Origin of the sequence: Sorangium sp. So ce1335, assembly GCF_051521615.1 — a bacterium.
Classification (GTDB): domain Bacteria; phylum Myxococcota_A; class Polyangia; order Polyangiales; family Polyangiaceae; genus Sorangium.
Window position 1 is genome coordinate 8,301,448 of record NZ_CP150363.1, and the last position, 20,940, is coordinate 8,322,387.

Annotated in this window: 20 protein-coding genes; 5 read left to right on the plus strand and 15 right to left on the minus strand. The window is 72.7% G+C overall.

Annotated features, from left to right (window positions below; all coding sequences use genetic code 11):
- Window positions 1-35 precede the first annotated feature (35 nt).
- From ptsP to WMF24_RS30635, 7 genes are all read right to left on the minus strand, one after another.
- Complete coding sequence (gene ptsP, locus WMF24_RS30605; protein WP_437730952.1) at window positions 36-2,108, minus strand: phosphoenolpyruvate--protein phosphotransferase; 2,073 nt, start codon at window positions 2,106-2,108, stop codon at window positions 36-38.
- Complete coding sequence (locus WMF24_RS30610) at window positions 2,105-2,374, minus strand: HPr family phosphocarrier protein (protein ID WP_437730953.1); 270 nt, start codon at window positions 2,372-2,374, stop codon at window positions 2,105-2,107. The genes ptsP and WMF24_RS30610 overlap by 4 nt, the downstream gene beginning before the upstream one ends.
- Before the next feature lie 11 nt (window positions 2,375-2,385).
- A complete protein-coding gene (gene rapZ, locus WMF24_RS30615) occupies window positions 2,386-3,435 on the minus strand; it encodes an RNase adapter RapZ (RefSeq protein ID WP_437730954.1) in 1,050 nt (349 codons plus the stop codon).
- Window positions 3,432-4,718: an HPr(Ser) kinase/phosphatase gene (gene hprK, locus WMF24_RS30620; protein WP_437730955.1), complete on the minus strand. Its 1,287-nt coding sequence runs from the start codon at window positions 4,716-4,718 to the stop codon at window positions 3,432-3,434. Before hprK ends, rapZ begins: the two co-directional genes overlap by 4 nt.
- The gene (locus WMF24_RS30625; protein WP_437730956.1) at window positions 4,715-5,194 is read right to left on the minus strand and encodes a PTS sugar transporter subunit IIA; all 480 of its coding nucleotides are present in this window, start codon (window positions 5,192-5,194) and stop codon (window positions 4,715-4,717) included. Before WMF24_RS30625 ends, hprK begins: the two co-directional genes overlap by 4 nt.
- A 510-nt stretch (window positions 5,195-5,704) precedes the next feature.
- Window positions 5,705-6,064 carry a ribosome hibernation-promoting factor, HPF/YfiA family gene (gene hpf / locus WMF24_RS30630; protein ID WP_437730957.1) on the minus strand — a complete coding sequence of 120 codons (360 nt, stop codon included), beginning with the start codon at window positions 6,062-6,064 and terminating at the stop codon, window positions 5,705-5,707.
- Window positions 6,065-6,324: 260 nt separating this feature from the next.
- Entirely contained in the window at window positions 6,325-6,648 is a 324-nt protein-coding gene (locus WMF24_RS30635; RefSeq protein WP_437730958.1) for a sigma-70 domain-containing protein, read from the minus strand.
- Window positions 6,649-6,983: 335 nt separating this feature from the next.
- Here WMF24_RS30635 and WMF24_RS30640 point away from each other — a divergent pair, with 335 nt between their 5' ends.
- On the plus strand, window positions 6,984-7,850 hold the full coding sequence (locus tag WMF24_RS30640; protein ID WP_437730959.1) for an oxygenase MpaB family protein: 867 nt from the start codon (window positions 6,984-6,986) through the stop codon (window positions 7,848-7,850).
- 33 nt (window positions 7,851-7,883) lie between these two features.
- Here the strand turns inward: WMF24_RS30640 and WMF24_RS30645 are convergent, their stop codons facing one another.
- Window positions 7,884-8,939, minus strand: coding sequence for a serine/threonine-protein kinase (locus WMF24_RS30645; protein WP_437730960.1), 1,056 nt, complete (start codon window positions 8,937-8,939; stop codon window positions 7,884-7,886).
- Between the two features lie 354 nt (window positions 8,940-9,293).
- On the opposite strand from WMF24_RS30645, the gene WMF24_RS30650 reads away from it, so the two are divergent.
- Window positions 9,294-10,325 carry an isocitrate/isopropylmalate dehydrogenase family protein gene (locus tag WMF24_RS30650; RefSeq protein WP_437730961.1) on the plus strand — a complete coding sequence of 344 codons (1,032 nt, stop codon included), beginning with the start codon at window positions 9,294-9,296 and terminating at the stop codon, window positions 10,323-10,325.
- Between the two features lie 108 nt (window positions 10,326-10,433).
- On the opposite strand, the gene WMF24_RS30655 is transcribed toward WMF24_RS30650, so the two are convergent.
- The 5 genes from WMF24_RS30655 to WMF24_RS30675 form a co-directional block, all read right to left on the minus strand.
- Window positions 10,434-11,486, minus strand: a complete 1,053-nt coding sequence (locus WMF24_RS30655; RefSeq protein ID WP_437738877.1) for an ATP-binding protein — start codon at window positions 11,484-11,486, stop codon at window positions 10,434-10,436.
- A 57-nt stretch (window positions 11,487-11,543) separates the two neighbouring features.
- On the minus strand, window positions 11,544-11,708 hold the full coding sequence (locus WMF24_RS30660) for a hypothetical protein (protein ID WP_437730962.1): 165 nt from the start codon (window positions 11,706-11,708) through the stop codon (window positions 11,544-11,546).
- Between the two features lie 128 nt (window positions 11,709-11,836).
- Window positions 11,837-12,280, minus strand: a complete 444-nt coding sequence (locus WMF24_RS30665) for a gamma-glutamylcyclotransferase family protein (RefSeq protein ID WP_437730963.1) — start codon at window positions 12,278-12,280, stop codon at window positions 11,837-11,839.
- Between the two features lie 782 nt (window positions 12,281-13,062).
- Complete coding sequence (locus tag WMF24_RS30670; protein ID WP_437730964.1) at window positions 13,063-13,734, minus strand: DUF2378 family protein; 672 nt, start codon at window positions 13,732-13,734, stop codon at window positions 13,063-13,065.
- A 348-nt stretch (window positions 13,735-14,082) separates the two neighbouring features.
- A complete protein-coding gene (locus WMF24_RS30675; protein WP_437730965.1) occupies window positions 14,083-14,628 on the minus strand; it encodes a DinB family protein in 546 nt (181 codons plus the stop codon).
- Between the two features lie 124 nt (window positions 14,629-14,752).
- Here WMF24_RS30675 and WMF24_RS30680 point away from each other — a divergent pair, with 124 nt between their 5' ends.
- Window positions 14,753-15,151 (plus strand): VOC family protein, encoded by a 399-nt coding sequence (locus WMF24_RS30680; RefSeq protein ID WP_437730966.1) that lies wholly within the window; start codon window positions 14,753-14,755, stop codon window positions 15,149-15,151.
- A gap of 219 nt (window positions 15,152-15,370) precedes the next feature.
- Window positions 15,371-16,117: a M15 family metallopeptidase gene (locus tag WMF24_RS30685; protein ID WP_437730967.1), complete on the plus strand. Its 747-nt coding sequence runs from the start codon at window positions 15,371-15,373 to the stop codon at window positions 16,115-16,117.
- Between the two features lie 133 nt (window positions 16,118-16,250).
- Here the strand turns inward: WMF24_RS30685 and WMF24_RS30690 are convergent, their stop codons facing one another.
- Together WMF24_RS30690 and WMF24_RS30695 are read right to left on the minus strand one after the other, a co-directional pair.
- Window positions 16,251-16,742 (minus strand): acyl-CoA thioesterase, encoded by a 492-nt coding sequence (locus WMF24_RS30690; protein WP_437730968.1) that lies wholly within the window; start codon window positions 16,740-16,742, stop codon window positions 16,251-16,253.
- A gap of 109 nt (window positions 16,743-16,851) precedes the next feature.
- Window positions 16,852-19,683, minus strand: a complete 2,832-nt coding sequence (locus WMF24_RS30695) for an ATP-binding protein (protein WP_437730969.1) — start codon at window positions 19,681-19,683, stop codon at window positions 16,852-16,854.
- Window positions 19,684-19,730: 47 nt separating this feature from the next.
- Between WMF24_RS30695 and WMF24_RS30700 the strand changes: the two genes are divergently transcribed.
- The gene (locus tag WMF24_RS30700; protein ID WP_437730970.1) at window positions 19,731-20,912 is read left to right on the plus strand and encodes a hypothetical protein; all 1,182 of its coding nucleotides are present in this window, start codon (window positions 19,731-19,733) and stop codon (window positions 20,910-20,912) included.
- Window positions 20,913-20,940: the final 28 nt, after the last annotated feature.

Genomic DNA, 20,940 nt, shown 5'->3' on the forward strand with positions numbered 1-20,940 from the left:
GTGAACGCGGCGAGGCGGCCGGCCTGCGGTGCAGGTCACTTCGTGTCGCGCTCTCCCGTGAGCAGGTCGTAGAGATCCGGGGCGAACGCCGCGGCGACGCAGCACTCGACCTCCTCGGCCGTGGCGTACGCGAGCGCCTCCGCCGCGACCGCCTCGGCCTCGGCGACCGACACGCGCCGGAGCGTCTCCTTGATCTCCGGGATCGCCGCCGCCTCCATCGAGAAGTCGCGGAGGCCGAGGCCGAGGAGGAGCACGGCGGCGAGCGGGTCGCTCGCCATGGCGCCGCAGAGCGAGACAGGGCGGCCGAACTCCTGGCCCGCCTGGATCACCTTCGTGATCAGCCGGAGGATCGACGGATCGAACGGCGAGGCGAGGTAGGCGAGCGACCGGCTGGTCCTGTCGACGGCGAGCGCGTACTGGATGAGGTCGTTCGTCCCGAGGCTCAGGAACGCGGCCTCGCGCGCGAAGTGGTCGACCATGATCGCCGCCGCGGGCACCTCGATCATCACGCCGAGCGGGATGTCGTCGGCGCACGGCAGGCCGCGGGCGCGCACCTGCTCCTGCGCGCGGCGGAGCATCGCGCGCACCTGCCGGAGCTCGCCGAGGCCCGCGACCATGGGGATCATGATCCGCACGTCGCCGTAGGCCGAGGCGCGCACCATGGCGCGCAGGTGCTCGAGGAAGACGTCGGGGCGCGAGAGCGCGAGCCGGACGGCGCGGAGGCCGAGCATCGGGTTCATCTCCGGCGGCACCTGGAAGGTGGAGACGAACTTGTCGCCGCCGATGTCGAACGTGCGCAGCGTGACCGGCTTCGGGCGGAGCGCCTCGACGACGGCGCGGAAGATCTCGAACTGCTGGTCCTCGCTGGGCGGGGACGTGCGATCGATGTAGAGGAACTCCGTCCGGTAGAGGCCGATGCCGTCGGCGCCCTGGTCGCGCGCGAGGATCGCCTCGGCCGGGAGCTCGACGTTGGCGCGGAGCGACACCTTGACGCCGTCCTTCGACTCGGCCGCGCGGTGCCGCGACTCGGAGAGCTCCTTGGCGAGCGCGACGTGGCGCTCGGCCCGGGCGCGCGCCTCGGCGAGCTCGGCGGGCCCGGGGCGCACGATGACCGTGCCGCGCAGGCCGTCGATCACGACGACGTCCCCCGTGATCACGCGCTGGAGCACGTCGTTCACGCCGACGACGGCCGGGATCTCCAGCGCGCGCGCCATGATCGAGGTGTGGCTCGTGCGGGTGCCGACCTCGGTGACGAAGCCGACGACCGGCTCGTCGACCATCGCCGCGGTGTCCGCCGGCGACAGGTCGTGCGCGATGACGATGGTCGGCCCCGAGAAGCGCGGGATCGCCGCGCCGAACGTGACCGGCATGGCGATCGAGTTCTGCAGCTCGATCAGGCTGCGGGTGGAGAGCGGCGACGTGTCCCGCGACGACGGCGGCTCCTGCGGCGGGAGGGTGAAGGCGCGCAGCAGGCGCTCGCCGACGAACATGACGTCGTGGCTGCGCTCGCGCAGGTACGGGTCGTCGAGCGCGGCGAAGCGGCCCGCGATCGCCTCGCACGCGGTCGCCACGGCCCACTCGGCGCAGCGCCGCTCCTCGATGACCTGGCGCTTCACGGCGTCGGCGAGCGTCTCGTCGCCGAGCATCAGGAGGTACGCCTCGAGGATCGACGCCTCGGCGCGGTGGTTGCTGAGGCGCTTCGCCATGTCGCGGAGCTCGTCCTGCGCGCGCTCGACGGCGGCCTCGAAGCGCGCGAGCTCCGCCGCGATCTCGCTGGAGCTGACGCGGCGGCGGGGGTGATCCGTCCTGTGGCCGCCGATCACGACGGCCGAGCCGATGGCGACGCCCGGCGACCCCGAGATGCCCCGCAGCGTCTCGGTCCGGGCGCCGGGCGGCATCGAGTCGCTCCGGGTCCCGGGCGGCGCCGGGTCGCTCCGGGCCGTGGGTGGCACCGAGTCGCTCCGGGCCGTGGGTGGCACCGAGTCGCTCCGGGCCGCGGGTGGCCTCGAGTCGCTCCGGACGCCGGACTCGACGAGCTCGCCGCAGGCGGCGTCCGCCGGGGCGGGAGGGTCGCCCCCCGCGGAGAGCGCGCTCGGGCCGCGCCTCACTCGGGCTCTCCGAAGCGCGAGGCGATGAGCTGGCCGATGGCGTCGACGGCGTCGGCGGCCTGATCGCCTGTCGCGTTGACCTCGATCTGCGTGCCCATCGAGCCGCAGAGCAGGAGCACGCCCATCACGCTCTTCGCGTTGGCCGACTGCCCGTCGGGCCCGGTGAGGGAGATCTCGCAGTCGTACCGCCCGGCGAGCTGCACGAGCTTCGTCGCGGCGCGCGCGTGCAGCCCTCGCACATTGATGATGGTGAAACGCCTCGTCACCGCCTCGGTCGTCACCGCTCGCCCCCCGTCGCGCTCTTGTCCGATGCCGGGCGGGACTCCGGCGCGGACACCCCCGACGGCGTGAGCCGGAGGTCCACGCTCGGGGTCCCGGCCAACCCCTCGCCCACCGAGGGTACTATACTCCCGCCCGCCCGGGCGACGTCCCGGTGCACGACCGTGATCGGGAGCCCGGTCTTCCGCCGCAGGCTGTCGCTGAGGACGTTGGTGAGCACCACGGACCGGTGCCGACCGCCGGTGCAGCCGATGCCGACGGTGAGGTAGCTCTTTCCCTCGCTCGCGTAGCGCGGCATGCAGAACGAAAGGAGCTGCTCCGTCTTGCTGATGAACTCGAGGGCATCCGGGTTCTTGAGGATGTACTCCCGCACCGGCTCGTCGTTGCCCGTCAGCTCGCGCAGGCCGTGGACGAAATAGGGGTTGTCGAGGAAGCGGACGTCGAGGAGCAGATCGGCGTCGAGCGGGATGCCGTACTTGTAGCCGAACGAGACGAAGCGGGTGGACATCAGGGGCAGATCCACCTTCGCCGGGCGCAGCCGCTCGAGGACGACGCGGCGCAGGTCGTGCGTCGACAGCCGCGTCGTGTCGAGCTCGATGGTCGCCCTGGCGCGCAGCGACGCGAGCCGCTCGCGCTCGAGAAGGACGCCGTCGAGCATCGCGATGGCGCCGCTGCCGCCGGTGGTCAGCGGGTGGGGGCGCCGCGTCTCGCTGAAGCGCCGGAGCAGCGTCTCGTCCGAGGCGTCGAGGAAGAGGATCACGACGTCGCGGCCGACCTGGATCTGGTCGAGCGCCGCCGTCGCGCCCGCGAGGAACGAGCCGACCCGGACGTCGATGCCGAGCCCGATGCGGGTGATCCCGCCCGCCTCGCACGCCTCGACCGCCGCGCGGACGAGCGACGTGGGGAGGTTGTCCACGCAGAAGAAGCCGAGGTCCTCCAGGGCGTGGAGCGCCGTGGATTTTCCCGCGCCGGACAGCCCCGTCACGACGACGACCCGCCGCGGCGGGGCGTCGGACGGCGCCTGGGGGGGGCCGCTCGCGCCGCTCATCCTCGCCTCCTCGGCCGCGGCAGGCTCACGGACGACTCCGTGGCGACGAACCCGGTGCCGGAGCGGTCGGAGGGCGGCCTCCCGCGATCCGGAGGCTGCCGGAAGGCGCTGCTCGGCGGGACCGGCGCGTCCGCGCCCTGGCCGGGCCGCGGCGGCCGGGGCGCGCCGGGCGGCGCCGCGCTCCGCTGGGTCCACTCCTCCGCGAGCCGCGCCGGCGGCGGCACCGACGATTCCTCCGGCGAGCGCTCGCCGAGCAGCTCGCCCTCGACGTTGCCGAAGAACTCGCGCGCCGCGTGGAACCCGGCGTTCTTCAGGAGCTCGTTGCGGGCGGCGACCTCGAGGATCGACGCCATGTCGCGGCCGGGCCGCACCGGGATGACGAGCTCCCGGATCTTCACGCCGAGGATCGTGTGGTACCGCTCGTCGAGCCCGAGCCGGTCGTACTCGGTGTCCTTCGACCACTCGACGAGCTTCACCACGACGTCGATGCGCTTGCGCTCGCGGATCGAGGTGACGCCGAAGAGGTCCTTCACGTTGAGGATGCCGAGGCCGCGCACCTCGAGGTGGTAGCGGAGCAGCTCCGCCGGCGCGCCGAAGACCATGCCGGGCGGGCGGTAGTCGCACTCCACGGCGTCGTCGGCCACGAGCCGGTGGCCGCGCATCACGAGGTCGAGCGCGCACTCGCTCTTGCCGATCGCGCTCGACCCCATGAGCAAGAGGCCCACGCCGAAGACGTCGACGAGCACGCCGTGCAGGCGGATGCGCGGCGCCAGGCGATCGTCGAGCAGCGCGTGCAGCGCGGTGATCGTGACGCTCGACCGCACGGCCGACATCAGGAGCGGCGTCCCGGACTCCTCGGCGCACTGCGCGAGCTCCGGCACGGGGAAGAAGCCGATCCCGGAGCTGTTCGTGTCGAACGGCTGATCGCCCTGCGTGAGGATGACGCAGCACAGCCCGAGCTCGAAGAAGCCGCGCAGCGAGAGGAGCCGGTCCTCGCGCGAGAGCTTGTGGAGGAACGAGAGCTCGGTCTGGCCGAGGATCTGCACCCGCGTCGGGACGATGCCGTGGAAGTGGCCGACGAGCGCGAGCCCCGATTTCTGGATGCGGGTGTTCATGATGGGCCGGTCGAGGCCCGCGGCGCCCGCGATGAGCGAGAGCTCGATGCCGAGCCCCTCGTCGGCCATCAGGCTCCGCACGGTGAGGGCCGGGCGGTCCATCCGCCCGCCGCCGGCCGGGGAGGCGCCCCCGCCGCCTTCCTGTCTGCTGCCGTGCGCGCCGCTCACGACACCGACCTCCCTTCCTCAGCGGCGATGAGCTCGTACGCCGCCCGCCCGGTCGAGGCGCCGAGCAACCGCTTCCTGAACGCCTCGTCCCGCAGGAGACGGGAGATGCGCGCCAGGGTCTTGAGGTGCTCGCCGGTGGCCCGCTTCGGCCCGATCACGGCGACGAGGATCGACACCGGCGCCCCGTCGATCGCGTCGAAGTCGATCGGCTTCGGGCAGAGCAGGACCGCGCCGATCAGCCGCTCGACCCCCTCCATGGCGCCGTGGGGGATGGCGACGCCGCTGCCGACGCCGGTGGACTGGAGCCGCTCGCGCTCGGCGAGCACCCGCTCGATGTCCTCGCTCTTGATCCCCTGCTGCCCTGTCGCGAGCAGGGCGGCGAGCCTGCGGAGCGCGTCCGCCTTCGAGCGGACGACCCCCTCCTGCTCGCTGGCGACGGATACCTGGTGCGCGGTCAAGATGTCGCAGACTTGCATGCTGGTTTCGGCGCTCTGACGAGGTGAGGGGCACGGGGATGGCGCACGTGGCACGGACGGCGCTGCGCTCGGCCGGGGCCAGGCGCGCCGACGTTGCCATCGTACCCTGGGTACCTCGGGTACGCGACTCAAGCACGCTATCGCGAGGCGCCGTCCGGAGGGAGGTGATCTTCCGCGTTCGCGTCGCGGTCGCCGCGGGCGGCCGTCGCGCTCGTTGCGGTCGCCGCAAGGCGGCAGCGTTCCCTTGGCAGGTTTGCGCGCGGGGGCGCACGCGCGGCAGCTTGCGCCTCGGCGCACGCGCGGCAGCTTGCGCCTCGGCGCACGCGCGGCAGCTTGCGCCGAGGCGCACGCGCGGCAGGCCGCGCGGGGGCGCACGCGATGACGAGCGGCCCGCGCCGCTGCCGCGCCCGCGACCGGCGCGGCAGATCACGCGGCCATGGCGGCGGGCCGCGGCGGCGGCGCGGCTCACCTCCGTGAGCGCGCCGCGGTCTCAGGGGCCGGCGAGGCGGCTCACGTCCTGGAGCGCGCCGCGGCCTCTCGCTCGACCTCGGCGGCGTACTCGCCGGCGCTCGTGCCGTTGCGCTTACGGGCGATGGTGTGTCCCTTGCCATCGCGGATCTGCCGCTCGAGCTTGTCCAGCACCATGTCGATCGAAGCGTACATGTCCTCACCCCGCTCCGTCGCCTGGCACGCCAGGCTGCCGGACGAGATGCGAACGTCGGCGATGTGATCGAGGCCCTCGACGGAGAGGGTCACCTGCGCCGTCATCGCCTGCCTAAGGAATTTCTGAAGCTTGGCCACCTTCTCGTGAACGTGCCGCTTGACGGCCTCCGTACCCACCATGTGCCGGAACGTGATCGTGATGTTCATCGGGCCAGCCTTCCTTCCGCTGATGCGTAGATGAAACAATCGACTACGGCTACAGAGCACCCCTCCATCTCTATAGTAACACCCCTGTAGAGCTACGGTCCTGCAAACGAGGGTGTCCTTTCGTTTTCTTGGTTTCGCTCTGGTGCGCTCCCGTGCGCCGTCGCTCCGCGCCCGCCCCGCCCCGCCCCGCCCCGCGCCGCGCCGTGTCGAGACGCGCCGCGACGCGCCCGGCGCGGACCGCAGCCGTCGTCTCGACAAGTTCAACAAGTCTTGGCGCGCCCCGCTTGTTCCAGCGCCCGGCGCACCGCGTGCGGGGCGTGGCCACAGGCCAGCGCGACCTCGCCGATGGTGGGCCTGCGCCCGAGCTCGGCGGCGAGCCGCCTGGCGCTCGCGAGCACGGCGCGGAGCACCTCGACGTCACCTGGGTCCAGCGGCTCGGCGACCCGGAGGCCCTCCGACTCGAGCCGATCGATGATGTACTCCACCTCCTCGTACGAGACCGCCCGCCGGTCGATGACCTCGGCGATGTCGTTGAGGTCCACCCGGCCGCTAGAGCGGTGGCGTGTGAGGAGTTCCTGGATCATGTCGTCAATGACAGGCCGCACGGAGCTAGGGTGGCACCTGCGCCCAGGCCGCGCACGCCCCGATGCCCGCACGACTGAGTCTCTCGAGCGCCCCGGTCGTGTGTCCGCGAGCGCCCGGCCGCCGGCCCGGGGCCGCCCCGGCCTGCCGGCCCGGCGGCGCCTCGCCCGCGCCACGGCCGGAGCGCGCCGCGTGCGCCCTCCCCCCATCTCCTCGCTTCAATAAGCAGCGTTCGACGAGCGCGCGACGACGTCAATGACGTTTCCGGGACGGGACCACGGACGTATATCTACAGATACCGAGTCGACTTCGCGGGGATACGCGTCAGGACATCTTCATGCGCTGGATTCCTCCCGGATCGCGATCGCGCCACGCCATCCGCGACCACATCGAGGCGAACCTCGAACCGGTCGAAGATCATCAGGAGATCACCTTCCTCTCGACGTGCTACGATTTCCCGTGGGACACGCAGCGCGCCCTGGAGCTCGCGCTGATCCGCGTCTTCGGCATCGCGCGGAGCTCACGGCTCCTGGTGCAGACCGGGGAGTTCCTGGAGCGCACCCAGAAGCGCTACGACGACACCGTCCTCATCCTCTCCGAGATGCTGGAGAACGGATACGACAGCGAGCGCGGCCGGGCGGCGCTGCGGCGCATGAACCAGCAGCACAGGCGCCACACCATCCCGAACGACGAGTACCTGTACACGCTGTCGACGTTCGTGTTCGAGCCGGTGCGCTGGAACGAGCGCTTCGGCTGGCGCCCGCTGACGGAGAAGGAGAAGCTCGCGACGTACCATTACTGGGCGCGCGTCGGGGCGCTCATGAACATCAGGGACATCCCGCCGAGCTACGAGGCGTTCGAGCGCTTCAACGTCGATTTCGAGGCGGAGCACATGCGGTTCTCGGAGGACAACCGGAAGCTCGCCGTCGCCACGCGGGACCTCCTGCTGAGCTGGGTGCTGCCGAGGCCCCTTCGGCCCCTCGGGGCGCGGGTCGTCCACGCGATCCTCGACGATCGCCTGCTCGACGCGCTCGGGCTGCCGCGGCCTTCCCCTGCGCTGCGCCGGCTCGTCGAGGGGGCGATCCGCGCGCGCGTCCCGGTGCTGCGGGCGATGCCCCGCCGGCGCTCGCCGCGCCTGCTCACAGCGAAGAAGACGCGCACGTACCCGGACGGCTACCGCATCGAGGATCTCGGCGCGCGTTGACCCGAGCGCTCCGGCGCGAGGCGACCGGTCCGCTCAGGGGAGCTGGCGGCGCAGGAATTTCAGCGCCTCGCGCGCGGCCGGGTTCACCGGCTCATAGACGTCCGGGCTCTTCCGGAGCGGCGCGCCGATCGGCTCGCCTGGGCGCACGCCGAGGATGCGCTCGACGTCCTCCAGGAGCGATTGCATCGAGTCGAAGCGGTTCCCGGGCAGCTTGCGGAGCGCGGTGGCGACGAGCGCCTCGATGCGCCGGTCGATGCCGGGGCGGATCGCGCTCAGCCGGGGGGCCGGGGCGCACGCGTGCTGGGCGACGACCACCACGTCGTCCGGCGAGGAGAAGGGGAGCTGGCCCGCGAGCATGCGGAACATGGTGACGCCGAGGGCGTAGACGTCGGTGCGGCCGTCGACGGGGTCGGCGAGGGCCTGCTCCGGGGCCATGTAGGGGACGGTGCCCAGCACGAGGCCGGCCGCGGTCGTCGGGCCCGATCGGACCTTCGCGAAGCCGAAGTCCATCATCTTGATCACGCGCGGGCCGCCGGCGGTGCGGACGAGGAACATGTTGTCCGGCTTCACGTCGCGGTGGATGATCCCGGCCGCGTGCGCGGCGGCGAGCGCCGACGCCGCCTGCCGGATCAGCGGCAGCGCGACGGCCTCGCTCACGGCCACCTCGCGGCGGAGCAGGACCCCGAGCGACTCGCCGGTGAGCAGCTCGAGCACGATGAAGGGCGAGCCGTCCTTGCGCTCGCCCGCGTCGAGGACACGGATGATGTTCGGGTGCCCGAGCTCGGCCGCCACCTCGAGCTCGCGGAGGAAGCGCTCGCGCTGGGTCCGGTCGGCGGCGAAGTTGCGGTTCAGGATCTTGATCGCGACCTGCTCCTTCGTGTGGCTGTCCGAGGCCAGGTACACGCGCGACATCCCGCCCGCGCCGATGAAGCCCTGGATCACGTAGCGATCCTCGAGGACGGCGCCGAACTGCCGCGTCGGCTGCGCGGGCGGCGCGGCCGACAGCGACTGGACAAGGCGGGCGCCGTCGTCGGGGCAGAACGCGTACGAACGGTCGGCGTAACCGCGGTGGCAGCGCGGGCAGATCATGGGCGCGCGACATGATGGCGGCGGGGGCGGGGATCCTCAAGGGACATGCGCCCCGGTGGGCAACCGTACGTGGATCGACCTGAAACAACGCGGACCATCACGTGAAACACGACGGACCACCGCGGAGCGACGCGGCGAGCGCCGGGCGATGCTGCAGGCGCCGAGCGATGCGGGCCAATACGGACCAACGCGGATCGCGTGAAACAATTGAAACATGTGGAGCACGCAGGATGAACAGCGTTCCGTCGAGGGCGAGATCTACCGTCCCGGGAGGTAGATCGCGGCACGGACCTCGGCTATGCGTGCGACTTTCCTGGTGGACGCGATTGACCCCGAGCCCAAGAGACACAGCCCGTGACATCACAGAAGCACACAGCGACCCTCATCCCTGGTGACGGCATCGGCCCCGAGATCGTGGAGGCGACGTTGCGCGCCCTCGACGCGCTCGGCTCGCCTTTCGAGTGGGAGACGTGCGTGGCCGGCATGGCCGGCGTGAAGGACTTCGGCGACCCGCTGCCCCGGGCCACGCTCGACAGCATCCACCGCACGCAGCTCGCGCTCAAGGGGCCGCTGGAGACGCCGATCGGCGGCGGATACCGGTCCTCGAACGTGCGCCTGCGGCAGGAGTTCCAGCTCTTCGCGAACGTGCGGCCCGCGCGCACGCTGATCCCCGGGGGTCGCTACGAGAACATCGACATCGTGCTCGTGCGGGAGAACCTCGAGGGCCTGTACGTCGGCTTCGAGCATTACATCCCGATCGGGAGCGACGAGCACGCGGTGGCGATCGGCTCGGGCGTGAACACCCGGGTCGGCTCGCGCCGCATCGCCGAGTTCGCCTACAACTACGCCGAGAAGAACGGCCGCAAGAAGGTCACCATCGTCCACAAGGCGAACATCATGAAGGCGCTCACCGGCATCTTCCTCGAGACGTCGCGCGAGGTGGGCCGGTCGTTCGAGGGCCGCGTGGCGACCGACGAGCGCATCGTGGACGCGTGCGCGATGCAGCTCGTGCTGAACCCGTGGCAGTTCGACGTCATCGTGACGACGAACCTCTTCGGCGACATCCTGTCGGACGAGATCGCGGGCCTCGTCGGCGGCCTCGGCATGGCGCCGGGGGCCAACATCGGGCAGAACGCCGCGATCTTCGAGGCGGTGCACGGCTCGGCGCCGGACATCGCCGGCAAGGGCGTGGCGAACCCGATCGCGCTCATGCTGGCCGCCGCGATGATGCTCGACCACGTTGGCGAGCAGGAGCTCGCGAGGCGCCTGCGCGCCGGCATCGACGGGGCGCTGAACGGCGACGGGGTGCGCACGCGCGATCTCGGCGGCAAGGCGGACACGAAGACGCTCACCGACGCCATCGTGGCGCGCATCAAGAACGGCTGAGCGGCGCCGCGAGAGCGGCGGACCGACGCGGCGGGGGCCCTGCGGTCGGCGTGACGGCCGCGGGCACGGCCCTGCGGCCGGCGTGACGGGCGCGGGCACGGCCCTGGATCAGCCGCCCGCGAGCGGGAGCGTGAAGTGGAACGACGTCGTCTCGTCCGGCGTGCTCCGCGCCCAGATCCGGCCGCCGTGCGCCTCGACGATCCCCTTGCAGATGTAGAGCCCGAGGCCGCTGCCGGGCGGGGCCTTGCTGGACTCGCCTGACGAGAGCCGCTGAAACCGCTGGAACAGCCGGGGCAGCTCGTCCGGGGGGATGCCGCGGCCACGGTTCTCGATCACGATCTCCACCTCGGCGCCGCGGCGCGAGAGCGTCACGCGGATCGGCGCGATGGGATCGCCGTACTTTGCGGCGTTGAGGAGGAGGTTGCCGATCACCTGGTCGATGCGCGCCGGGTCCACGAGGACGGGCGGCACGCCCTCGTCCACGGCGAACACGACGGCGCGCTCGGGCCGCTCGGCGGCCGCGAGCTCGACGGCGGCGCGGAGGTGGGCGCCGAGATCGGTCGGCCGCCGCTCGATCGAGAAGCGCCGCGCCTCGATCTTCGAGGCGTCGAGCAGGTCCTCGATCATCCGCTCGAGGCGTCGGGTGCTGGCGAGGATCTTCTGGCTCCACCCCGCTATGTCGGCGGCCTCGGGCCTTCGCGACAGCATGCCCGCGTAGGCGGCGATCGCGGAGAGCGGCTGCTTCAGGTCGTGCGCGACGATGGAGGTCCACTCCTCGCGGAGCCGCGCGCGCTCCGTGTAGTGAGTGACGTCCTCGTAGCTGGCGATGGCGCCGAGGATCGCGCCGTGGTCGTCGCGGATGGGGCCGGCGCTCACGATGACGGGGACGAAGCTCCCGTCGGGCCTGTGGAACCACAGCTCCTCGCAGGTCGTCGCCTGGCCGCGCACCGCGCGGACGAGGGGCATCTCGTTGTGCAGAAGCGGGCGTCCTCCTGGCTCGCACAGGCGAGCGTACGGCGTGCCTTCGGGCAGCTCGGGTGCCCTGAGCGGGTGCGCGCCGCCGCAGAGCTGCTCGCAGCGGCGGCTGGCGAGGAGCGAGCGGCCGCCGCGCTCGTCGAAGATCGCGATGGCGACGGGGAAGCCCTCGATGACGCTGCGCAGCCACTGCCGCTCGGCGGCGAGGCGGCCCTCCGCCTCGGCGAGCGCGGACCGCGCCTCCTAGAGCCGGGCGGCCAGCTCGACGGCGGTGCGGTGGAGCTCCTGCGGGTCGAGCTTGTCGGAGAGGGCGGCGGACGCCTCCGCCATCGCTTCCGCGAGCGGAGCGGCCGATCCCGGCTCTCCGGTAGCGCCCGGGAGCCGGTCATGTCCCGAGGATCTCGTCACGCGTGCCTCACATCATGGCCTAGCACCTGGGCAGGGAGGCGCCGCTCGAGCGGATGACCGGTCGTTGCGGTCCGGACGGGACAATGCGTCGGGCGCGGCGGTCGCGCAGAAACGCGCGGGCCGTGCGGTCAGCGGGGGGGATCGAAGCGGCGCTTCGCCCAGCTCACGAGCGGGCTGTTGTCCCGGGAGCGCACGGCGCCGGGCGCGCCGCGGCGCTTCCGCCAGTCGCCCTCGCGGACGCGCCGGCACCCAGCGGCCTGCTCCATCGAGAGGAGGTAGGCCTGGGCTTCCCGCCCATCGGCGAGGCGGATGGCTGATCGCCGGTGCAAGATCGGGTGTCCCCGATGGACGTCGAGCGCGGCGAGGGCGGCGGGCGAGAGGGCGTAGAGCTCCCCGGTCACGGCGACGAGCCCGCCTTCTACGAGGGCGCCGCTCGTGCCGAGGTCGACGAGCGCGTACCGGGGTGTCGTTGTCGCCTCCCCCAGCGGGCGGGCCGACGCGAGCCATTCGTGCTGGTCCTCGCCCTTCATGAGGTTGTCGTAGACGAAGAGCGCGATCTCGCTGGTGGTCATGGCGTCATCCTCGGGACGGGCCCGTCGGCCCGGCAACGACCCTCGCAAAGGCAGGGACCGAGCGCAAGACCGGCCGGGAGGACGCCGGCGAGATCGCCGCGCGCTGGAGCGCCAGAGGAATGTTGCACCTGGCATGACGGGAGCTGCGAGCCGAGGGAGCGGCATCAACGATGTTGTCGGAGGAGATTGTTCGAGCCAGGGCAGCGGACAATGGATCTCACGACTGGGCTTGTCGATGTCCGAGCGGCCGAAAGCTGAGCGCGTGAGATGGGGCCGACGTGGCCTTCGCGCGATCGGCGGACACATGGGTTCACCACGCGCAGCAATGGGCGCGATGATCAAGGCGCCCTATCGCAAGGACGTGAAGGCGGCAGTCGAGCGGCTCGGGCTCTCGGGCGAGGTGGGTCGCCTGCGGCGCTGGACCGAGCTGTACGGGCAGGGGCTCGGCGTCACCGAGCGCTCAGCTTCTTCACCGAGCGCTCCGCCCCCGGCTCTCCCCTCCCTTCCAACCACCGTAGCGCCGGCGGGAGGGTCGGCGCGGCGGGGGCGGGTGGGCGCGATCCAGCACCGACCGAGGTGCCACAAGGATTCGAGGGGCTCCACGTCTCAGGCGCGCCTTGTGTGGCGCGCGACGAAACGTCCCAGGTGGCATGGCCCGAAGGGAGACATGCCGGGCGGTGTTCCCATGCGCGAGCGTTTCGGCCGCCCGTCTTGGCGGATGGCGAGCGCCCACCCGCCCCCGCCGCGCCGACCCTCTCGCCGGCGCGGGCGCCACGCGGGCGCTACCAGCTCACGACGAACTGCAGCGCATCGGGCCCTCGCAGCTCCACCGAGATGGTCGGCTTGGCCCCGTAGCCCATGACGAGCGCCTCGAAGTTCCCCAGCGGGTACTCCAGCACACCGCGGAAGCTGCCGAGGTCGATCTGCACCTCCGACGGTCCGAGCTGCCGCGCCCGCGCCAACGGCCCCTTCACGAGGGCGCCGAGGCTGCCCGTGTAGCGCATCAGCGCCGCCCCCGGATCGGTCGCGAGGTGCATCGTGATCCGGCCGAGCGCGCTCTCCCGGAAGGCCGTCACCTGCTGCCGCGCGAGCCGACGGTACGCCTCGCGCGAGCTCCGGTTCGGGTGGGAGAGCCGCGCCGCCGCGTCATAGAGTCGCAGGAAGTCGCGCATCGGATAGTCCGAGAACGGCAGGTAGAGCCCACCGCGGGGCGGGCTCGACAGCGTCGGCACCACCTGCACGAACCGCTCCCCGAGCGTCGCCGCCAGCGCGTTGAAGAACATCCCCTTCATCGCGTAGTAGTCGGGGACCCCCGCCACCACGGCGTCGATGTCGATGTTGCCGAGGAGCGGATCGGACGGACGTACCTCGAACGACGCGCCGTTCGGCCCGACGAGCGTACCCTCGCTGGCCGGCGCGCTCGACGGCATGATGCTGCGGGGCGCCGTGCGCACGACACCGCTCCTGGGGATCGGTGTCTCGTTCGCGTGCCGGCGCTGGTCGCTTCGGACCTCTTTCATGGGGAGCTCGCCGCGGAAATAGTCTCGACTCAGGGCCGCTTGCGGCAACCACCGCAGCGGAGGGAACGTCCCCCACGCTGCAATGGCCATGCCGTCTCACCCTGAGACGCGTACCGCGCAAACCACGGGGGTTCTCGGCAGAATTCCCTTGCATGGATGCAACGCCGCTTCAGCGCTGCAACCGGCGCCGATGTCGAGGGCGATCCGCACCTCCGTTCCGGCCGTGCGCGCGCGTGTGCGCGGGCACAGAACCGCACGCACGCCCGCCGGAGGCACGCCGCGTCATCGCACCGGAAGACTGAGCTCGCGGAGCTCTGCCTCGCGCAGCGGCAGCTCCGCCGCCATGAAGAACTCGTCGAGCTGCGGCGGCTTCACGCGCGTGCCGGCGAGCATCGCGTGCGCCTGCCCACGGTGGTGGATCTGGTGCACGAAAAGGTGAAGCAGCACGCTCCCCACCCGATCGACCTGCACGTAACTCGCGCGCTGAATTTGCACCTCGGCGTCGAGCGCTGCGTCGCTGGAGAGCTGCTCGCAGAACGCGACGAGGCGGCGGTCGGCCTCGCGCTGCGCCTGTCGCAGCGCGGCGAACTCGGTGAACGGCGCGGCGTCCTTGAAGATGCCGAGGCCGCGTCCGCCGCGCTCGAGCGCGTCGAGGTAGTACCAGTCGACGTGGAGGATATGCGTCAGCGTCCTGTGGATGGAGGGGAAGAAGCTGGTCCGCTCCGCCGTGAGCTCGTCGAAGGTGAGCTCGGCGCACGCGCGGTGGAGCCTGTGGTTCGACCAGGCGTTGTTCTCGGCCATGGAGCGGAACGTCGAGAGTGAGTTCATGGGCGGGAGTATCGCGCGCCGTCCTCGCCCCGGACCATGCGCTCATCTCCTGACAGCACGCTGTCAGGAGGGCGGTCCCATGATGCCCCGTACGTGCGGGCCAGCGGCCCGCAAGGAGGACCTCATGAGCGCAGAATTCGGCGGTGTGTTCGTCTATGTACCCGACCCGGTGGCGGCGGCGGCGTTCTACGAGCGCGCGTTCGGCTTCGAGCGAACATTCGTCTCCCCCGACAACCAGTACTGCCAGATGCAGGGCGAGGTGCCCCTCGGGTTCGTCCACGAGGACTTCGCCCGGAAGAGCCTCCCCGAGTTCGCGCAGAACCGGGCCGGCGCGCGCCCCGGCGGGTTCGAGCTCTGCGTCGCCAGCAAGGACGTCGACGCGGCGTTCAAGCGCGCTGTCGACGCCGGGGCGACGCCCGTCGCGCAGCCCCACGACGTGCCGTGGGGCCAGCGCATCTCCTACGTGCGCGATCTGAACGGCGTGCTCGTGGAGATCTGCTCGCCGTGGAGCATCCCCTCATGAGACCGGCCGCGGCGCGCCGCGCGACAAGGCCGCTCCGCGCGCGGAGATCCGGCGCCGGCAGCGCGTCCCGGCGCTGAGCTCGCCAGCGCGCTGCCGCGTCCGGCGACGCAGCGCGCCATCCACCGGCTGGGAACGCCCCGCCTCCTGACGGTGCCTTCCTGACGGACATGTACCGGCAAGTCCTTGCCGCCCTTCGCGCGGCCTGCTTAACCTCGGCGCGTGAACGCGAACGGCCGGACACGGGTGCACCTGCTCGTGGCAGCAGCGATCGCCCTGCTCGCGGCCGGCCCTGTGGGGCTCGGCGACGGGCCCGTGGCCGAGGCCAAGGAGGCCGCCCGGGCCAAGAACAAGAAGACGACGCAGGTCGCGTGCCGCCTGCAGTCTCCGCAGAAGTTCCTGAAGCGGCGCACCTTCGTGCAGAAGGGCATGCTCAACCCGAAGAAGCACGCCAAGGCGGTCCGCTACCTCGTCGAGCATTACGGCCACGTCGAGACCGACGAGACGCGGCGCTACAACGCGGAGAGCGCCCGCTCGCAGGCCACGACCGTGCAGTTCATGGGCCTGCCGCTCTCCATCCACGAGAAGATCGCCCCCGCGCTCCACTGCGTCGAGAAGCGGATCCGCAAGACGTGCTCCAGCAAGTCGCACCGCTACACGCCGCGCGCGGTCGGCGGGTTCCGGACGGCGAACAGCTACCGCGGCGCGGAGATCTCGAACCACCTCTTCGGCATCGCCGTGGACATCGACCCCGATCGCAACCCGTGCTGCGGCTGCGTCGATCCGTGGCCCACGAGCCCGCTGTGCCAGGAGAAGAACCGCTCGGCCTACGAGCGCTCCGCGCTCACCCGCTGCTGGATCAAGGCGTTCGAGCGCTACGGCTTCGACTGGCTCGGGCACGACGACCTCGAGGACACGATGCACTTCGAGTTCCTCGGCAATCCGGACCGCATCACCGTCAAGCAATAGCGCCGGCGGATACGCGCCGCCGCGCCGGGAGCGCCGGCGGATACGCGCCGCCGCGCCGGGAGCGCCGGCGGATACGCGCCGCCGCGCCGGGAGCGCCGGCGGATACGCGCCGCCGCGCCGGGAGCGCCGGAGGTCACGCGCCGCCGCGGCCGCCGCTGCGCCGGGAGAGCCGGCGGGCGCGCCGCTCGGCCGCCGCCTCGGCGAGGCGACGATCCTCGTCCGTCTCGAGCCGGAGCGGCGGCACCGCCGTCGGCTTCAGCGACGCGTCGACCGCCACGAAGGTCACGAAGGCCGTGACCGTGGGCCAGACGTCGCCCGTCGCGGCGTCCTCCCCCTCGACCGTCACGAGGATCTCGAGCGACGTGCGGAATGTCGCCGTCACCCGCGCGGACAGGCGGACGACCTGGCCTACCTTGATCCCGCGGTCGAACGAGAGGTCGTCGATGCCGGCGGTGATCACCGTGCTGCCGGTGTGCCGCTGCGCGCAGATGGCGGCGCACAGGTCGATCCAGGCGAGCACCTGGCCCCCGAAGATCGAGCCGAGCGCGTTCGCGTGCGTCGGGAGGACGTACTCGGTCATCGTCGTGACCGAATCGGCGGCGCGCTTGTCCTGCTGGGCTTTCACCCGGCATCCGTATCACGGGCGGCCGCCCGCGCCAGAGCACGCCGGCCCGCGCGCCGCGGCCCGATCGCCCCCCGGATCCCCCCCGCTCGGCCCCCCCGGCCGGGCGGCGCTAGCTCGACGTCGACGCCGCGCCTGGCCCCGGGAGCGACGGCTCCTCCGACGTGGAGGACGCGCGCCCGGCGCTCGACCCGACCGGCGGCTTCGCCGCGAGCCCCGGCGGGCCCGTCGGCAGCGTCGGCTCGTCCTCGAGGCGCGCCGCCGTGACCTTGAGCCGCGCGAAGATCGCCTCGGCCCGATCGTTCATCGTCACCGCCTCGCGCCGCGCCGCCATGTTCGCGACGAAGCTCCGGTCGGTCGTCAGGAACCGCGCGTAGGCCTGGAAGGTGCGCGCGAGCTCGAGCTCGTTCCCCGTCTCCTCGAAGATGCTCACCGAGCGCGCGAAATAGGCGCGCGCGCTCTTCGTGTTCGCGCTGCCCCAGCCGCCCGCCGCCGTGATCTCCCCGAGCGTCCGCAGCGCGATCCCGAGGTGCACCTTGCTCCGCACCGAGGCGAACAGATCCACCGCCCGGCTGATCGAGTCGCGCGCCTTCTCCAGGTCGCCCCGCAGCATGTACGCCTTGCCGAGCGCCCGCCGCGCCTCGGCGAGCCCCAGCCGGTCGCCGAGCTCGTCGCAGAGCTCCTCGGCCTGCTGCAGCACGCGCACCGCCTGGTCCGGATCGCCGCTCCGGTAGAGCGTCCCGCCGATGTTCGTCAGGATCAGCGCCGTCCGGTTGCGATCGCCGACCTGCCGCGCCACCTCGAGCGCCTCCTCGAACAGCTTGAGCGCGCGGCGGTGGTCGCGCTGGTCCTGCGCGATCATGCCGAGGCTGTTCAGGCTCATCACGACGCCGAGCAGGTCCGATATCTCGCGCCGGATCGCGAGCGCCCGCTCGAACGTCTCGAGCGCCTGCCTGAACTCGCCCGAGTCCTGCAGGGCCTGGCCGAGGTTGTTCAGCGAGAGCGCGATCGAGCGGCGATCGCCCATCCGCTCGCGGCGGGCGAGCGCGTCCCGCAGCCACTTCAGCGCCTCCTGGTACTCGCCGCGGAGCCAGTGCAGCTTGCCGATGTCGTCGATGGTCGACGCGATCCCCCGCTCGTCCCGCGCGCCCTCGAACAGGCGCAGCGCGGTCGTGAGGTGCTTGCCCGCCTCGTCGAGCGAGCCGCTGTCGCGGTAGAGCCGCCCGATGCGGTTGTGCGCGGCGCCGCCCTTGCGCCGGTTGTCGAGCCGGTAGGCGAGCGTCAACATCTCGCGGAAGGCGGCGAGCGCGTCGTCGATCCGCCCGGCGAGCTGCAGGACGTCGCCGTAGTCGTGGAGCGCGTCGATGCGCCGCGCGACGTGCGCGTCGCCGAGCAGCGACAGCCCGCGGGCGTAGTACTCCGCGGCCTTCGCGTTCGAGTAGCGCCCGCGCGCCACGTCCCCGGCGTCGAGCAGCGAGAGCCCCGCCCGCACCGCGTCGCCGATGCGCTCGCGGTGCATCGCGAGCTGCGCCAGATACTCCTCGCTGACGCGCACCGCCACCTGCTGCTCCAGCCACTCGGCGATCGCGTGGTGGTACCGCCGCTGGGCCGCGGCGCTCATGCGCCGCTGGAGCGCCTCGCGCTCCTTGTCGTGCACGAACACGTACTCGTCCGAGCCCGCGAAGCTCGACTCGCTCTGCTTGCGCAGGTAGCCGCGGTCGCACAGCGAGCGGAGCGCGGCGTGGATGCGGTCGAGATCCCTGTCGCTCTCCTCCTCGCCCCACAGCTCGGGGGCCTGGCTGCCCGCCCGGCCGAGCACGAACAGCGCGCCGCTCCAGAACACCGGGCCGATCGTCGCGGCCTGCTCGAGCAGCAGCCGGCTGTCCTGATCGAGCGCGGCGAGGCGGACGTTGACGGCGTCATCGACCGTCATCGGCAGGCGCGCGGTCGACAGCTTCCCGAGGTGCACGCGCCAGCGCGGCCCGCCCGCGGAGTCGGGCGTGAGCTCCTCGATGACGCCCTGGTCGTGGCAGATCTGGACCATCTGCTCGAGCAGCGCCGGGTTGCCGTTCGCGAAGGAGCACGCCGCCTCGACGAGCTCGGGCGGCGCGCCCGGCCGGGGCTGCGACTGCGCGCCGAGGGCGTCGATCACGACGACGTCCTCGCTCCCGCGCGGCATGCAGGGCGCGAGCAGCGCCCTCGCCATCTCGGCCGACTCGGCCTCGCCGAGCGGCGCGAGCTCGACGAGCGCGTGGCGCCGCTCGCCGACCTTGCCCCAGTCGTCCTGGCGGGTGAGCAGGTCCGGCCGGGAGACGCAGACGATCAGCACCGGGCCCGTGAGGTACTCGACGAGGTAGCGGAGGAGCGAGAGCGAGTCGTCGTGGGCCGCGTGGAGGTCCTCGAAGACGAGGCACAGCGGGCCGTGGGCGGCGTCCGCCTCGAGGAACGCCTTCAGGATGGCGCGGCGGAGGAGGTCGGCCTGCGCCGGGTCGTCCTGCACCGCGCGGGTGAGCGGGCTGTCGCCGAACGCGAGCCCGATGAACTGGCCGAGGAAGTAGATGAGGTCGCCGACCTTGCGGTCGCCCATCACGTGGGCGACCTGGGCGCGGATCTCGGCGCGGGCCGCGTCCTTGTCCATGCCGTCCGAGAGGCCGAAGCGCGCGCGCAAGAGCCGCGTGAAGATGCCGTACGCGGACGCGATGTCGCCGGCGCTGCCCGAGGTGACGCGCAGCGCGGAGCCGCCCGCGCGCTGCCGCTCGAGGAACTCGCGCACGAGCCTGCTCTTGCCGATGCCGGGGGGGCCGACGAGCGTCACGGTGCGGGTGGAGCGCCCCCTCTCGACGGCCTCGAGGGCGCGGGCCAGCGCCGTCAGCTCGGCCTCGCGCCCGATCAGCGGTGCGCGCGCGGGCGGCGCCGCGCCAGTTGCACTGTCCTCTCGGCTCATCTCCCCTTTGGCCTCCACGTTCCCCGGCTGCCGCAGCGCGGGGCGCGATGTTCTTCGGAGCCTATACCAGGTTCGGCTTCCGTGGCGCGTGCGGTAAACTGCAGGGCGTGGAGGACGACGTCACGGGGGCGCCGCGCAACGCGGCAAGCGCGGCGCGCGACGCCGCGGAGATCCGCGGGCGCATCGCGGCATGCTTCAGCCTGGCCGAGCTGCGGCGCTTCGCGCAGGAGCTCGGCGTGCCGGACATCCCCTGGGAGCAGGGGATCAAGGGCGCTGCGCACGAGCTCGTCCGCCGCTTCGAGCAGCGCCGCGAGCTCTGGTCGCTCGTCGAGCACCTCCGCGCCGTGAGGCCGCTCGTGGAGTGGCCTGACCTACGCACGGTGCCGCCCGCGTCGTCGGTCGGACAGGCGCACACCGACATCCCGCGGCCGGCGCCGCTGCCGGACCTCTCGCCGGCGGCGGCCCCCGCGCCGGCCGCGCAGTTCCCTCCGACGCTGGCGCCGCCGCCGATCCCGCCGACGACGCGCACGCCGGTCGTCCCCGGCGCCGAGCTCGCGAGGGCGCGCGCGCCGGGCGCCGCGCCGGCGCCCCGGCCGGCCGGGTCGCCGGGCGCCGCGCCGGCACGCGGGTCGCGCCGCGTCGACTCCCGGCTGCTGCTCGCGGCCCTGGGGCTCGTGGTGGCCAGCCTTGTCGTCGCCTTCCTGATCGGCAGGGCCTCGAGCGGGCCGGGCGAGGAGGCCGCGCGCGGGGTGGACGCCCGCGCGGCCGCCGCGCCTGCGAGCGCCGCGCCGCCGGCGATCCGGCCGGACGGGCTCACGGCGCGCGCGGTCGCCGCGCTCGAGCGCCGCATCGAGAGCGTGGCGCGGGCGTGCGAGATCCCGCCGGGCGCGGCGGAGGACGTGATGCGCCGCGCCTTCGCGCGCTGCGGCCCGGCGCCCGCGCTGCCGGCGCAGCGGGCGCCGGCGGCGCAGGGCGACCTGCCGACCGCGGAGCCCCCGAGCCCGCCGCCCGCGGCCGCGGGTGCGGAGCGCCGCGCGCCCGCGGCGGCCGGCAACCCCGTCGCCGCCGGCAACGCCGGGTGTGTTGGCGCGTGCGAGCGGCGCCACAAGGCGTGCAGGACGACGCGGTGCGGGCGCGAGCCCACGCAGAGCAGCCAGTACGAGCGCTACCAGGGCTGCCTGTCGACGTGCCTGGAGGAGGCGTCCAGGTGCCGCCTCGGCTGCCTCTGAGCGCGGGGCCGCGCCCGCGCCTCGGTGC

Coding starts and splice junctions, on each gene's coding strand:
- rapZ (WP_437730954.1), bottom strand. CDS start 3,435: ATGAGCGGCGCGAGCGGCCCCCCCCAGGCGCCGTCCGACGCCCCGCCG.
- WMF24_RS30625 (WP_437730956.1), bottom strand. CDS start 5,194: ATGCAAGTCTGCGACATCTTGACCGCGCACCAGGTATCCGTCGCCAGC.
- hpf (WP_437730957.1), bottom strand. CDS start 6,064: ATGAACATCACGATCACGTTCCGGCACATGGTGGGTACGGAGGCCGTC.
- WMF24_RS30635 (WP_437730958.1), bottom strand. CDS start 6,648: ATGATCCAGGAACTCCTCACACGCCACCGCTCTAGCGGCCGGGTGGAC.
- WMF24_RS30640 (WP_437730959.1), top strand. CDS start 6,984: ATGCGCTGGATTCCTCCCGGATCGCGATCGCGCCACGCCATCCGCGAC.
- WMF24_RS30645 (WP_437730960.1), bottom strand. CDS start 8,939: ATGATCTGCCCGCGCTGCCACCGCGGTTACGCCGACCGTTCGTACGCG.
- WMF24_RS30665 (WP_437730963.1), bottom strand. CDS start 12,280: ATGACCACCAGCGAGATCGCGCTCTTCGTCTACGACAACCTCATGAAG.
- WMF24_RS30675 (WP_437730965.1), bottom strand. CDS start 14,628: ATGAACTCACTCTCGACGTTCCGCTCCATGGCCGAGAACAACGCCTGG.
- WMF24_RS30680 (WP_437730966.1), top strand. CDS start 14,753: ATGAGCGCAGAATTCGGCGGTGTGTTCGTCTATGTACCCGACCCGGTG.
- WMF24_RS30695 (WP_437730969.1), bottom strand. CDS start 19,683: ATGAGCCGAGAGGACAGTGCAACTGGCGCGGCGCCGCCCGCGCGCGCA.
- WMF24_RS30700 (WP_437730970.1), top strand. CDS start 19,731: ATGTTCTTCGGAGCCTATACCAGGTTCGGCTTCCGTGGCGCGTGCGGT.